Here is a 15,478-nt window from a genome sequence, read left to right as displayed (position 1 = left end):
GATGGAATCTCCGAGGTGTCGCGTTGGAAGGCGTGTTCAGTAGTTGGCGCCGACGCTGATGTGCAGGCGGTCGGCGTCCTTGGTCGTGGTCGGCCCGTCGGTCAGCGTGTGGCCGTAGTCGAGGCGGACGTTGAAGTGTTCGGTGACGCGGAAGCTGGTGCCCACGCCGATCGCCGCCATCGACGATGCGTCGTCCTGCTCGGCCAGCGGCCTGCGCAATCCCAGCCAGGCGCCGTCGAGGAAGCTGTAGACGCGCCAGTCCTGCAGGTTCCACAGCGCAAGCGGGCGGCTGCGCCACTCGATGGTGGCCAGGCCGCCGTAGTCGCCGATGCCTTCGGCAGAGCGGTAGCCGCGGGTCGTGTACATGCCGCCGGCGGCGAACTGTTCGCCCGACACCAGCGGCTGGTCGGTCAGCTGCGCGGAAATACGGGCGAACCATTGCGCGCCGTTCTGCATCGTGTAGGTGTCGCTGATGTCGGCCTTGACCGCGAAGAAGCTGCCGTCGGCATGCGCGCGTTTCCAGTCGAACTCGTCGTCGCTGCTGCCATAGCCGAGCAGGCTGCGCGTGCCGAACACGGTCTGCAGGCCGACGCTGAGATGATGCTTGTCGCCCTGCCGGAAGCCGCTGTAGGCGAACGTCACCGGCGCGTATTTCAGCGGGGCGAAGTCCGACGGCATGCCGACCATCGCCACCGACTCGTCCAGGTCCTTGAACTCCACGCCGATCGACAGCTGGTGCCACCACGCGCCGGCCATCGGCAGCGTGCGCACCAGCTTGGCGCCCAGGGCGTGGCCCTTGCCGGTGACATTGGTCTGGCCGGTGGACACGACGTTGCTGTCGGACGTGTAGCCGGAGAACTCCAGCGTCCAGTCCGGGCTGCCCAACGGCATGGCATAGGAGCCGGACCACACGTTCGCCTGGTCCAGGTCCTGCGGCGCGGCGAAGAACGTCAGCGACGCCACATGCTCCTTCTGCCACAGGTTGTCGTGGCCGATGGTGAGGATCGAGCGCAGCGGCTCGGTATCGGCGCTGTGGTCGTTGTTGAGTGTGGCGCCGAAGCGCCACGGCGACTTGTCCTGCACCTTCAGGTCCACGTCCATGGTGCCGTCGGCCTTGCCTTGCTTGACCAGCGGCACCACCTGGCGCTTGGCGGTGCGGTTCAACGCCGCCAGCTGCTCCTGCGCCAGGTCGAAATCGGGCACGCTGCCTGCGCGCAAGGCAGGCACGCGCTCGCGCAGCGCGTCGCTGTCGTTGTGCTCGGCGCCGCTCACGCTGACCTGGCCGATGCGCGTTTCGGTCACCTGCAGGATCACCACGCCGCCGCTGACCTGCTGTTCCGGCAGGTCCACGTACACCGACTGGTAACCGTTGCGCTGGTAGGCCGCGTGCAGCGCGGCGCGCGCGGCTTCCACGTCCTGCAAGGTCCGTCCCGGGCCCAGGTAGGCCGAGACCGCTTTTTCGATGTCGCGGGCCGCCAGCACCGTATTGCCGCGCACCAGGTACTCGTTGATGTTGACGCGCTGCGCCGGCGGCGCCGGCGCAGCGGCCTGCGCCGCCACGGCGTCCGGCGCTGCCGGCGGCGCTTCGCCTTGCGGCGTCGCCGACTGTGCGCTGGCCACGTTCAGGCCGGCCAGGATGCACAGGGTCAATGGCGCGAACGCAAGCGCCTTGTTCGATTGGAACATCGGTGGATTCTCGAAACGGGAAAGGGTGAAGAAGCCGTCGCGGCTCCACTTCATCTAGGGTGTCGATGTGGGCGCGCGGAAACGGATTCCCCTGCGTGTTTCCTGCGGCCCGCGCATCATGGCGTGCGCATGTATCGCCGACGTTGCAAAGGGCCGCGCTTCCGGTCCTGTCTCGTGGCGAAGGCGCTCGCTGGGCGCCTTCGCCACGAGCGCCATGACGATTGCGGTCATTGCGTGTCTGGCGCCAGGCGCGCGCGTTGCTCGGGCGTCAGCTCTCCCATGCCGACCACCTGCACCACGCTGTTGCTGTCGTAGCCCTCGTCCTTGCGCGGCGGTTCGACGCTGCTGGAATCCTCGCCGAATCCCAGCACCTGCACGCTGATCACCGACGGCCGCGCCTGCTGCGTCTGCCGTTTCACCATGTCCTGCGCCGCCTGCACCGCGCTGTTGGCCGCCGCGCTGGCCGAGGTCAGCGCGCTGACGTTCACCGCCGCCACTACCGGGATACCGGTGGCTTCGCCCTGGGTCTGGATGTTCTCGGCATTGAGCACCTGCAGCGCGGCCAGGTTCACGTTGCCCGACACGCGGATGCCGGCCTCGCCCGCATCGATGGTGCCCAGCGGCGCGATCAGGTCGATGTCGCCCGGCGGCACTTCGGGTACGGGATTGAGCGTGGCGATGCCCGCACCGGTGTTCGGCGCGCTCGGCGACAGGCTGACGTTGCCGACGTCGTCGTAGGCGCGGCGTTGCGGGGTGTACACCACCGTGGTCTTGCTGCCGCGGCCGGCGTTGATGTCGCCCTGCGCGGACCACGCCAGGATGTTGCCGCCGAAGGTGGTGAAGATGCGGCTCTGGCCCATGAGGATGTCGTCGAGCGCGTACAGGTTGATGTCGCCCTCGCCCTGGGTCATCACGCCCGATCCGGCACCCGGAACGAATCCGCCGTCCACGCCCACCAACGTGCGTCCGCCCGGCGTCATGATGCTGATGTCGCCGCCGAAGTTGGTGTGGATGCCGGCATCGAGCACGTCGTAGAACGCCACGTCGTAGCCCGGGCTGCCCAACGCCTCCCATTCGGCCTTGGTGATGTAGGTCTTGCCGGGGGTCGGGCGGTCCTTGCCGATGCCGTTCGAGGTCACCCAGTCGTTGTAATAGAGCGCGCTGCTGAACAGGGTCAGATCCCCTTCGTAGACGCGCTTGTGGCCGGCGGCGTCCTGCTCCGGCAACAGCGTGGCGATAGCCTCGCGGCCGCGCAGGTAGCTGCCGAAGCGTTGGCCGTCCTGGTCGTTGTATTCGCGTCCTGCGATCTTGAGTTCGGCGTAGTACACGTTGCGCAGGAAGGCGCGCTGCTGTTCCGGCGGCAGGCCGCCGAAGAACGCACGCGCATCCATCGTCGCCGCGTCGAAATGCAGGCCCAGGCCATTGCCGCTGCCGTTGCCGAAGCGCTCGCTCAGCCAGTTCACCAGGTGCAGTCGGCTCTCGACCTTGTATTCGCGGGAAAGCGAGCGATTGCTGGCGGCCTGCCCCTGCGCCACGGCGTCGTTGCGCCGCTGGTCCAGCTCGGCCTGTTTGCCGGCCAGGAACGACGCGGCGCCGGCGTCATCGCCGCTGTAGCCGAATTCGCGCTGCAACCAGCGCGCCAAGGTCAACTCGCCGCTGTAGATGGTCAACGCCTTGCCGGGCTGATCGGCGAACGGCCGTTCTGAATCGGCCTGGTTGCCGGGATCCAGGTAGCGCTCCGCGAAGCCGGACCAGTTCGCGCCCTCGCCCATGCCGGCGGCGACGGCGATGCTCGCACCGCTGCTGCGATCGCCCGGCGCGCCGTCCACCACCGACCCAAGGCTCTTCAACTCGCCCTTGTCCGCGAAGTAGAGATGGCGCCCGGCGGTGACTTCCAGCAGGCCCGGCCCGGTGACGTAGAAGCTGCTGTGACGGATATCGCGGCCGGCTTCCACCACCGAGATGTCGTCGGCATGCGCGTGCGAGACCAGGTTGCCCTTGCCGGCGACGACGGTGTCGTTCTTGCCCAGGGGCGTGCCGGAGTCGGTGATGTCGCGGCCGGCGCGTATGGCCACCGGAATGGAGCCTTCGTAGCGCACGCCGTCGCGGCCCAGGTAGCCCAGCGAGGCGATGTTGCCGGCGCGCAGGCCTACGATGTCGCCCTGCACCGCGTAGTACTGTGCCGGCGGCTGCGCCTGCGGCGCATAGGCAGACGTGGCCGCACTGGCGAAGGTGAACAGCGCGGCGCCGTTGTAGCGCCCGCCCTCCAGCGCCCAGTCGCTGTAGGCGGCCGCTTCCGGGGCCACGTTGTGCACGCGCACCGGATCGAAGCCCCACTGGCCGCCGCCGGTGTAGGACACCAGGCCGGAAAAGCCGGGACGGAACGGACTGGTCAGCGCCAGCGGGTCGGCGGTCGAGGCGGTGATCGGGTAGCCGCTGGCGTAGATCGAGTCCATCGCCAGCAATTGCAGTTCGCCCTTGCCGGTGACGTTGACGAACTGCTCGCCGTGCGGCGACGGCGCCAGGGTCAGGCCCATCGACACCCGCAATGGCGACTGGGGGGCCATCGGGTTGAGCAGCGGGGTGGTACCCACGCCGTAGTACATGCTGCCGTTGGCCGCGACCGCGCGCAGGATCGAGGGATAGAAATGGCCGTCCAGGGTGGCCGACTGGTTGCGGCCGTGGGAGGGGCTGACCACGTCTTCCGACACGCCGCTCTCGGCCCACGCCGTGGTCGGGGTCAGATTTCCGCCGGCGCTGAACAGATCCACCGCACTGGCCGGCGTCCACAGCGAGAACCAGCTCCAGCCCTCGCCCTCGTGTGCGACGCCTTGGTAGGAGAACGGCGTGGCGTTGTACTGCAGGCTGCGGCCGGGGTCGACCACGCCGCCCAGAACCAGATCGCCCCGGCTGTCCAGGCGTGCGGTCGCATCGCCGACCACCAGCACCGGTCCGCCGCCGGACAGCGAACGTCCGGCGGCGAAGGGATCGCCGCCGCGCGAGTCCATCTGGTCGAGCACGCCATAGCGCAGCTGCACGCCGCCGACGGCGCCGGCCTGCAGGTTCAGCGCGCCGCGCAGGTTGACGAAGGTGCTGTTGAGATCGTGCTCGTTGCGCTGCAGGCCCGGGTTGGGATTGAGCGCGCCGCCGATGCGGATGTCCAGATCGCCACCGCCGGTCTGTACCAGCTCGCCGGCCGCGGTCATCCGCCCTGTGCTGGCGACCGCCAGGTGCAGACCCTGGCTGCGCGGCGCATAGGAGCGGGTATTTCCCGTCTGTCCGGTGAGCGCGGCATCGCCGCGCGCGCCGATCATGCCGGCGTCGCCATCCGCTTCCACCCTGAGGTTGCCGCCGCCCAGCGTGCCGATCCCGGTGAATCCGGTGAGGAACGGCGTATTGGCGAACAACGACTGGCCGGTCTCGTCCCGCTGGCCATTGGCCGGCCCGGCCACATACGTGCCGAAGTTGATCCACCAGGCCGCCGGCACGGCGTCCGCGCCGGTGTCCACGCTGCCGGTGCCCTGGCGCCAGAGCCAGCTGCCCACTGCGGTGGTGCCGATATGTTCGCGAATGTTGCCCAGCGTCACGTTGAACCGGTACTGCCCGGCGTTGTGACCGATGAGATCGCCGATGGCGTCGCCCTGCGCGCGCAGCAGCAGGTTGCCGCCATGCTCCGGGTACCACGCCTGGTACAGGCTGCCTTGGCCACCGTCGACCCAGGCCTCGTACTCCGTGCCTTCGCTGCCGAGCACGCTGCCATCGGCCAGTCGGCCCCGGCGCTGGTCGTACGCCAAGCCCAGCGATGCCGACGCGGTGCCTGCGGTGTAGATGCCATAGGGCGAACTCATCTGGAAATCGCCACCGGAGATCAGGTCCAGATCGCCGGTGCCGGTGCGCAGCACGCTGAACAGTTGCTGGCGTGCCGGCCGGCCTTCCACGCGTGTTTCGGCGGGCTTGCCTGGATCCAGGACCCCGGCCACCGCGCCAAGCCCCCAGTCGTTGAGTTCCAATGGCGTTTCGGAGATCAAGCCCATGTTGCGCAGCATCTGCATCATGTCCGCCGAAATCTCTTCGCCAGGCACGATGCCGACAACACCAATCGATTCCCACGTCGCCACGTCGACATCCGGCGCCCAGTGATAGGTCGCTGGCCTGCCGCTGCCGGGAATCTCCACTTCCATGAAGCCCAGGCCGAAGTGCGTATCGGCCAGGTGCAGGCGGGCATCGCTGCCGTGCCGGACCAGCCGGGTGTCCGCCGCCGCCGTGTCCGCAGCGGCGACCAGGCGCAGATCCCACGATTGCGACCCTTGCGGCAACATCGGCGCCAACGCCCAGGTCCTGCCCTGGTTGCCGTCGGCATCGACCGCCGGACGCAGGTTGACCATGACCGCGTCGCCGGGAAGCTTGACGTCGGTCTCGCCGGGCACGATCGCGCCCTTGGCCAATGCCAGCGGCCGCTCCAGGGTCATGTTCGCCGGCAGCGGCACGCCGGCCGGCCACACGAAGGCCGCCATCTGCGTTTCCGATGGCAAGCGGAACCCGGCGCCTAGTTGCATGCCCGGCTGCAGTTCGACCGGCTGCTGCAGCACCGTGCCCGCCGCATGGACGACGTTGCCGCCGGCATCGCGCACCGCCGCGCCGAGCACGCTGCCTGCCGGCAGCGTGAGCGCCTGCTCCAGCGGCATCGCGACGGGCAGCACCGTGCCTGTCGGCAGCGTCATGGCCTGGGTGGGCAGGTCGTAGTTGAGCGTGCGCCCGGCCGCGAACTGCGTGCCTTCGGCCAGGGTGACCAGGCCGCCATGCGGAATGATCAGGTCCCCGCCCCAGGGCATGCGCCCGGCCGGCAGCACCCAGCCCTTGTCGTCCGGCGAGACCGGCAGTTTCGATCCGTCGAAGCCGTCGCTCAGGCTGCCGAAGATTTCCAGGTCGCCGCCCGCGCGGATCAGCAGTGCGCCCGCTTCGCCCGAGCCGTACGCGCCGGTCAGCTGCGCATGCGGATTGACGCTGGCGTAGCGATGGCCGGACAGATCGATGTCGCCATCGATGTGCAGATCGCCATCGGCCGTGCTGCTGACGATCTCGATCCCCGGGCGGAGATGGAACTGGTTGCCGTAGGCGCGCAGTCCGCCCAGCTTGCCGTTCATCAGGCCGCCGTTCGCCAGCGCGTTGGCGACGAACTGCTGGCTGTCGGCATGCTTGCGGTCCAGGTAGGCCTGGTCGATGGTCTGGTAGTCGCGGCCGTCCACGCCGATATCCGTTCCGGCAGCGGCGTCGTCGTAGCGGTGGAAGGCATTGACGGTGACCGCACGGGCGCCGGCGATCCGCACCGTGCCCGACGCGTCGATGTCCACGTCGTTGCCGGTGGCGCCACCCAGGCGTGGCGCGTTGAGCGTGACGGTGCCGTAGTCGGCGCTCGCGCCGGCCACGCCCAGGTCCATGCGCGCCCCGCTGCCGATGATCAGGCGGCCATCGCCGGAATCTATTTCGATCGTCGCGCGGTTCGGCGCCTCGATCGCCTTGCCATAGCTGTCCGTGCGCAACACGCTGGCGCTGGCGTCGAGCACCGCGCTGCCGGCCAGGGTGACGCCCGCGTTCGCCGCCAGGCGGATGCTGCCCACCTGCTCGCCGCTGGCATCGACCGTGCCGTTGACGGTCAGGCTGCCGTTGTCGACGGAGACGTTGATCTCGCGCGCCTTGAGTTCGTCGCCGACGGCCAGGTCGCCCTGCCCGAGCTGGAAGCTGCGGCCGCCGAACGCTTCGCCTGCGGTCAGCCTGGCGTTGAGGCCGCTGAAGTCGGCGATGCGCTGGCCGCGCACGTCGATGTAGCCGGAAGCGAACGGCACCGCGGTGCCGCCGGCGTCGTAGTGCCCGCTGCTGCCGGCGGCTATCGCGCCGGCCAGATCGACGCCGCCTTCCAGCGCCATCGCCGTCAGCTTGCCGGCGCGGTTGAAGTCGGCAGAGATATCGATGCGCGACGCCGCCGACTGGAGGACATCGCCCTGGCGGCTGTCGAGGACGACGTCGCCGCCCCAGCTGTACTTGCTGACGTCGTAGAAATCGATCTTCCTGCCGGCCAGATCCAGCCATGCGCGATCGGCCAGCGCCACGTCGCCGTCCGCCGCCAGTGTCAGCCTGCCGCTGGGCAGCAGGACGGCGGTGTCGAGCGTCAGCGCGCCGCGCGCGTCCAGGACCAGTTCGGCACCCAGCGCATCGGCCAGCGCGGCGTTGTCCGGCGAGGGCCGACCGGTGCCCGCGGGTGCCGTGGCGGTGATGTTGCCGCCGGCCTTGATCGTGTTCACCGAACCGGCATGGCCGGTCAGCAAGGGCGTGGAGATGCTGAGATCGCCACCGCTGTAGCGGAACGACTTGCTGGCGTCGTCCCAGCCATCGCGGGACTGGTAAACCGACAGGCTGCCCTTGTGGTTGGCGGTGATCCGTTCGCTGGCATTGAGCGCGACGCTGGCGAATCCCAGGGCCAGGCGGTCGTGCGTGGCCAGCGTGTCCGCTTGGCTGCGCGGCCCGTAGCCGAACTCGATCTGGCGCGCATCGACGACCAGTTGGCCGCTACCGGAACCCGGGCCGCCGGCGACCAGGCTGCCGGCGGCGCCCTTGGCGCCGTTCCAGACCAGCGTGTCGGTTTCGATGCGCGCCACGTCCGCCGCATCGCCATGGCCGTAGAGCGCGGGGGTGCCCAACACCAACTGCTTCAACGACGACTTGCCGGTGAGCGCGTCGAACGTGGACAACTCCACCGAGTCGAAGAAGTTCACCGAATCGCGCGCGGTGAGCACCAGGTTCTCCAACGCCGGCGCGCCGGTGCTGGTGTCGCCCGCCAACAACCGGTCGAGCACCTGCTGGTTCAGGGTCAGGCCATTGGGCAGGACGCCGCGCGCGGCGGCATCGGCCAGCGCCTGTTCGCTGCCGATGTTGACGCCGCCCACCGCCAACACCAGGTTGCGGGTGCCGTAGCGCACCGACTCGTCCAGCAGGAACGACTTCTCGGTCGCGGCGGTGATCGTGCCCTCGGCGTAGAGCCGCGTGCTGCCCGTGCAGCTGGCGCCCTCGGCGCAGGCGCCGATATCGATCCTGCCGGAACCGTAGAGACCATCGCTGGCTTTCGGTGCCAGCATGTCCAGCCAACCATTGGACAGCGCCAGCACGCCATTGAGGCCCGGGTCGAACACGTAGCCCAGCTTCGAATCCCAGGCCGCCGCGCCGCGGCCCAACGTGTCGATGGAGGCGCCTTGCTCCACGGTGATGCCGCCCGCGGGCTGCCCGCTGATCAGGAATACCTGGGCCGCGGACAGCACGGCGCCTTCGCGCAGCGTGATCGAACGCGCGCTGGTGTAGACGTTGCCGAGACTGACCAGGTGCGCGTCCTGCGTCCTGCGCTGCATGTCTGTGAACTGCGATATCAACTCATTGCCGATGCTGAGGGTCGAAGCACCCACTCCGTTGAGCACGTCGGCATGCAGCGAGACGCCGTCGAATCCTTCGGTCGCGGCAGCGCCTTCGCCCAGGATCTCGATGTCCCGGCCACGCACCACCAAGGTGCCGCCGTAACCGCCTTCGGCCGCCGCGAAGCGCACCGTGCCGTCGGCCATCTGCAGGCCGTGGCGATCGTCCAGGCCATTGCCCGGCGCCAGGTGCAGGGTCTTGGCGTCGCGCTCGAGCAGCGGCCGCGGCACGCCGTCGCGCTCGGCCCAGGCCAGGCCGAACTCGGCAAAGCTGGTTTCGTTGTACTGCGAATAGGCGCGCAGCGTGTCGGCCGAGGTGAGGATCGCCTGGGTCGGCAACGGATCGGCGATATCGGTGCCGGCGACGCTCAACCGCGCAGATGCGCCGTAGGAGCCGTTGCGCATGGGACTGACCGCACCGTCGGCGGCCACGCTGTTGGCCAGGCCGTTGAGCTCGACGCGGAACGCGCCGGGCAGCAGGGCATACGACGAAGGCAGCAGCGTGTAGGTGCCGGCGGGCAGCCCGGGCACACCTTCGCCCAGGGTGATCTGCCGACCGATCGCGGGATCGCCGGCGCCGTGTTCCTGCGCTACCGGCGCGTAGCCCGGCTGCGTGCCCGGGACGATCGCATAGACCGGATTGGTCGACAGGCCCGGCAGCACGAACCCGCCGCCATCGGCCGCCATCTGCACCAGCGGATTCAGGCGCGCATCAGTGGAGCCGCCGCGCCCGGACAGGAACGCCGCACCGGCCAGTTTTCCGCCACCGGACAGATCGATCGATGCGCCGTCCTGCACCTCGATCCTGCCGCCGTCCAGCTGCACCGAACCCATCAGGCTGCCGAGGCCCTGATAGGTCACGTCGCGGCCGTCGTAGGTGTAGGTCAGGCCGTCGACGGTGCCGCCGTAGGGCATGGTCAATCCGGCGGCGCTGGCCGAGGTGATGCTGCCGGGACGAAGGACCACGTTGCTCGGCTGGCCGACGTCGTGTTCGTCCGGATCCACCAACGTGTTGCCACTGCCCATGACGATCGTGCCCAGCGGCGCGCGCAGCACGCCGCCCTGGTCGATCGCGGCGGAGCGCAGATACAGGCTGCCGAAGACGGAGAACGGCACGCGCGGCTCGGCGCTGCCGGTGCGCTCGATGCGCAGGCTGCGCTCGCCGTCGAACGCCACCGCTTCGCCGCCCCATTGGTTCAAGTAGGGATAGCGGCCGACGTTCACCTCGGCGAGCGCGCCGGTCGCCGGATAGATCTGGCTGGCCGCAAGCACCAGGTCGCCGCCGGTGTCCAGCGACGTCCGATCCTTGGCGGTGGCCTTGAGGAAGCGCAGATCGCCCTGGCTGCGCAGCTCCACGGTTTCGAAGCCGGCGCGTTGCACGTCCAGCGGCGTGCCGCTGGCCTGGGCCGCGATGCCGGCGGTGCCGAAGGCCACGTCTTCGATGACATCCAGCAGGCTGCTGTCGATCGTCAGGCGCGAGCCTTCGAGAACGTCCGGCAACCCCGAAGGCACCGGGTAGGGCATGGCGTGGTGGTCTTTCTGCGAGCGGGTGGCGCCGGCCAGCCGCACGTAGGGGGCCGCCAGCGCGATGTCGGCGCCTTGTGAACCCGGCGCAAGACTGATGCTGCCGGCGGTCAGGCGCAGGCTCTGGCCAAGCTGCAGGTCCACGCCATCGCCGATGCCGAGAACGCCGTTGACCAGCAGCGAGAGATTGTCGAAGCCGCCGGCCTGGATCCGGTCCACGCCGATGCGCGCATGGCCGTAGTCCAACCCGGTCCCCGCGTACCCCGGTTGCAGCTGTTCCGGCAGCGCTTCGCGCTCCTGCTCGGCCACCAGGTGCATTTCACGCACGCTGCGCACGCGCGGATCCGGCCTGTCGGCGAGCGGATAGTTCGGCGTTTCCAGCGCCAGCGCCAGGGTGCCGCCCGCCGCGCCGGCGCCGCCTGCCGCCGCGCGCAGGTCGCCATCGACGAACAGGCCATTGGAACTGGCCAGATGGATCAGCCCGCCATCGGAGGCGATCGGAGCCGCCTGCCCTTGCGGAACGTCGAGCGTGGCCGCCGCGCCGGACGCCTCCAGCCGCGCACCGGGACGCACCACCACGAACGCGTCGGCTGCGCCGACCTCTGTGGCATCGGCGTTGTACGTGGCGCCGATCTGGATACGGCCGCCGTCGGTCACCTGTCCATAGCGGCGGCCCTGCGCGTCCAGCGCGACATGCGCGAGACCGGCGACATCCAGCAGCGCGGTTTCGCCGATCCACAGCGAGCGGTCATGCGACTGGCCCGTGTTCAGCGCGGGATCGAAGTCGTCGATTTGCAGATCGATGTGGCCGCCTGCAGCGCGCAACGTGCCTTCCACAGTGATTTGCCCGTTGCCGGTCAAGCCGATGCTGCGCCCGGGATCGACGCCGATGCGCGCGCCCTCTCCGATCGACAGGGTCGACGGCGCGCCGAAACGGCTGCCCGCGTGCAGTTGCAGGTCGGCGCCATCGCGGAGGGATAGCCGCGCCGCGGTCACGTCTTCCTGGAACTGCGGCGGCTGCCACAGCGTCAATGCCGCGCTCGGATCGGCCCCGGTCTCGACCAACCGCGCGCTGGACCGGTCCCATTGCAGCACCGGCATGCGCACGTCGATCGTGGCGCCCTCGGCGACCGCCAGGCTCTGCTGCCCGTGGATCTCGTAGGAAGAAAAACCCTGCGCGAACAGGTCAGCATCCAGATGCAGCGGCGCGGCCACCGCGACGTCCTGCTGGAGCACCCTGCCCGCGGCGATGCGAGTTCCCGCCTCGAACACCACCGCGACCGGTGCCCGATCGCCGGCCTTCACCACCGCCGTCGCCGGCTTGACCGCCAGGCCACTGGGGAACACCTTGCCCTGTACCACATAGCCGGTGGGAAACGTGCCATCGATGTTGGTGATGACGGTGCCGGCCGGCAACTGCGGCGGCGGGTTGTACGAGTACACGAAGATCTGCTCGCCGGCGGACGTGTTGACCCAATAGCTGGCGCCGGAATCGGGCAACGGCAGCGTCCAGGCGGCAGCGAGCGTCAGGTGGGTTTCCGGCCGGTTCATCGCGACCACCGGGGCCGAACCCACCGCCTCGCCCGGTTTGGCGTGGCTGCGCGTGTAGCGATAGTCCGACGGCAGCACGGCGCCCTCGGCCACGCTGAAATCCGATTCGGTGATCAGATCGATCAGCGAGGCCTCGCCTTGCCTCAGCACGCCATCGCTGCCCGGCACCTGACCGCCGATCACCACCGAACCGCCGGACTGCAAGGTCAGCCGGCCGCCGCCCTTGACGCCCTGGCTGCGCACTTCGCCTGCCAGCGTCAACCGTCCCGGCTTGGCGTCGTCGACGGTCTCGCTGGTCAACAGATCGCTGGCCATCAGCGCGATGTCGCCGCCGCGTCCGCCGCGCAGGGTGTCGTCGGCCATCAGCACCGCGCCTGCCGAGGCGTCCAGCAGCGCGCCTTTGCCCACGCTCACGCTGCCGCTGCTGCGCACGCCGATGTCGCCGCCGCCCGCATAGGGCATGCCGCCGATGTCGCCGCCGTCCCGCGCCAGGTTGGTCCACAGGCCGCGCGTATCGAGCACCACACCTTCATCGATCGCCGTGCGCGCGGACATGCCGTCCGGCACGGGCGCCACCGCGGTTTCGATCCATCCCAGGTTGCCGGTCCATTTCTCGACCACGTTGCCCAGGGCGATGCGGCCACCGCGCGCGGTGAGATCGGCGCCAACGTCCACCTGCGTGGCGTGCAAAGCGATCTGCCCACCGGCCGCCACCGCGACCGCCTCGTTCACCTCCACGCCGTCCGTCGCGTAGGCCTGCAGCGAACCCAGCTGCTGCCGGTTGAGCCAGCCCGCGTCCAGCACGATGCGCCGCGCGTCGGCATCGGCCGGGGCCGAGGCGGCGCCGTCATCGCCCGCATCGACGTCGGCATCGGCATCGCCGGCCGCCTGGCCGATGACGATGTCCTTGGCGACCGCGCCGGCGCTGTAGCGCAGGTCCTGGGCGTCCTTGTCGTACACCGTGGCGTAGCTGCCGACGATCAGCTCGCCGTTGCGGGCCGCGGCGGTCTGGCTTTGGCGATACCCGTCGAGGTCCTGCTCGCGCGCTTGGGTCTGCCGGTCGCCCTGGAACGTGGCGGTCTCGATGTCGCCTTCCAGCGTGGCGGCGCGGGTGGCGACGACCAGCCTGCCGGCGTCGCGGCCGACGGTGTAGCCGTTCTCCAGCCGCTTCTGCCTGCCGATCAACGGACTGTAGTAGTACGCGGTGGCGGCATTGCCCCAACGCTCGTGGGCATCTTCGAAACCGCGGTACAGGCCGGTGTACAGCAGGTCGCCCGGCGCGGTGGACGCGTTGTAGAGCTTGCCGTCGGCGCCCTTGAGGTGGGTCTGGTTGACATAGCCGGTCTGCACGTCGAGGGTGCCGCCGGACAGGTTGATGCGGGAACCGCGTTGACTGACCAGCTCGCCGCCGCCGAACTGCACGGTGCCGCCCTGCGCCGACCACTCGCCGATGCCATGGCCGGTGATGCCCAGGTAGCCGCCCACTTCCAGCAGCCCGCCGGCGGTGTACCAGCGATCGGCTTCGTAGCCGTTGGTGCCCGCCGGGACCAGCACCAGGTCGCGCCGGTCCAGCCAGATGTTGTTGTTGTTGAGCGCCTTGCCGTCGCGGTTCACCGGGGCGTCGCGCTGCTCGTTGCCCTGCACGTTGATCTGGACGTTGTTCGCTTCCATCGCGATCTTCACGCCCACGTGGCCGGACACGTCGATGCGCGCGCCTTCCTGCACCCGGCTGGTGCCGGCGGCGTCGACCAGCACCTGGCCGCTGGTGGCCAGCGTCAGGCTGCCGCCGTCGAAGGTCACGTCGCCGCCGCTGGCGATCTGCACCAGCGACTGGTCGCGGCGATGCTGGACGCCGTCGCCCGGCTTGTCCGCGTCCTTGACCAGGGTCTCGCGCTGCACGTCCAGCGCGGTGGTCGCGCTGTCGTCGAGCACGATCGCGGTCAGGCTGCCTTCGCCCAGGCGAACCTGGCCGTCCGCGTCGCCTGCGTCGTTGCTCAGGTGGATGGTGCCGCGGGTATGCACCGACGTGGTCGACAGCAGCGTTCCCTGCTGGCGCACGTCGCGTCCGGCCAAGGTGATGTCGCCGGTGCTGGCCTGGATCAGGCCGGTATTGCTCACTACGCCGCCGGCACGCGGCGCCGCGTCTGCGGCCTGGCTCGCGCCGGGTCCGGAACGCAACGCGGTCACCACATTGCCGCGCGTGGTCGAGGTCTGGTTCTGCTCGGTGCCCATGCCCTTGCGGATCACGAAGGCATCGCCGGCGGCCAGCGTGGCCTGGCCGTTGGCCGCGCTGATCTGGCCATGGTTATGGACCTCGGCGCCGAGCAGCATCACGTAGCCGCCGCCTTCGGTGACCGTCGACGGGGTGTGCGTAGTGATCTGGGCGCCGCGCTCGACGACGACGCTGCCGCTGGCCTGGCCGAAGCCGTTCGTGGCGCTGGCGAGATCGTTGGCGAAGGTGGGAACGAATCCGCTGCCCTTGGCGTCGCTGTAGAGCCCCTTGGCGAACTGCTGGTCGCTGATGTCCACGGCCGCTGCGGCCAGGTTCTTGACGTTGACCTGGCTGCTGCCGCCGAACACCACGCCGTTGCGATTGACCAGGAACACCGTGCCGGGCGCGTTGATCTGGCCCTGGATCTGCGAGGGCCGCGCCAGCGGATCGTTGATGCGGTTGAGCACCGACCAGCTCGCGTCCTGGCGGAAATCCACCAGCGTGTCGCGGCCGACGTTGAACGTCTCCCAGTTGAGCACCGCCTTGTCGCCGGTCTGTTCGATGGTGACGGTGGTCTTGCCGCCGGCGACCGCCTGGGTGGGATCCTTCGCGTTGTGCCAACCGCTGGTCAGCGCGTTGTCGTCGATCTTCAGGCCGCCTTCGCCCAGTCCGTCGGGCACGCTGGCCGGGCGCACCCGCGCCGCGTCGCGCGCGGCCTGCTGCATGCGCTGCTGCACGGCGATGGCCTGCGCCGCCGTGCCCAGGTTCTCCAGCGACGTCTTGAGCTTGTCGCGCGCTTCCTGGGTCTGCTGCTGGGGACGCGGCAGGTTGGCCGGCATGCCATTGGGCAGCTGGCCGGTCTGCGCCGCGGCCTGCTGCTGCGCGCCCTTGGCGGCGAACCAGCCGGCGCTGAATGCCTGCTGCGCATGCACGCTGCCGGCCATGCCGCCGGCCACCAGCAGCACGGTGATCGCATGTGCCAGCGGCTTGATCCGCAGGCCGCGGTTCGCGGAGTTGCGGCCAGCCTGGTTCGCCTGTTTCACCATTG

At 69.6% G+C, this 15,478-nt stretch carries 2 protein-coding genes; both read right to left on the bottom strand.

Going from position 1 to position 15,478, the window contains the following annotated elements; translation table 11 throughout:
- Window positions 1–36 precede the first annotated feature (36 nt).
- On the bottom strand, window positions 37–1,740 hold the full coding sequence (locus J2Y70_RS03915) for a ShlB/FhaC/HecB family hemolysin secretion/activation protein (protein ID WP_309913559.1): 1,704 nt from the start codon (window positions 1,738–1,740) through the stop codon (window positions 37–39).
- A 173-nt stretch (window positions 1,741–1,913) separates the two neighbouring features.
- The gene (locus J2Y70_RS03910; RefSeq protein WP_309913556.1) at window positions 1,914–15,473 is read right to left on the bottom strand and encodes a filamentous hemagglutinin family protein; all 13,560 of its coding nucleotides are present in this window, start codon (window positions 15,471–15,473) and stop codon (window positions 1,914–1,916) included.
- Window positions 15,474–15,478: the final 5 nt, after the last annotated feature.

This window comes from Xanthomonas sp. 1678 (assembly GCF_031455575.1).
Lineage (GTDB): Bacteria > Pseudomonadota > Gammaproteobacteria > Xanthomonadales > Xanthomonadaceae > Xanthomonas_A.
This window is presented reverse-complemented; position numbering and strand designations above follow the sequence as displayed.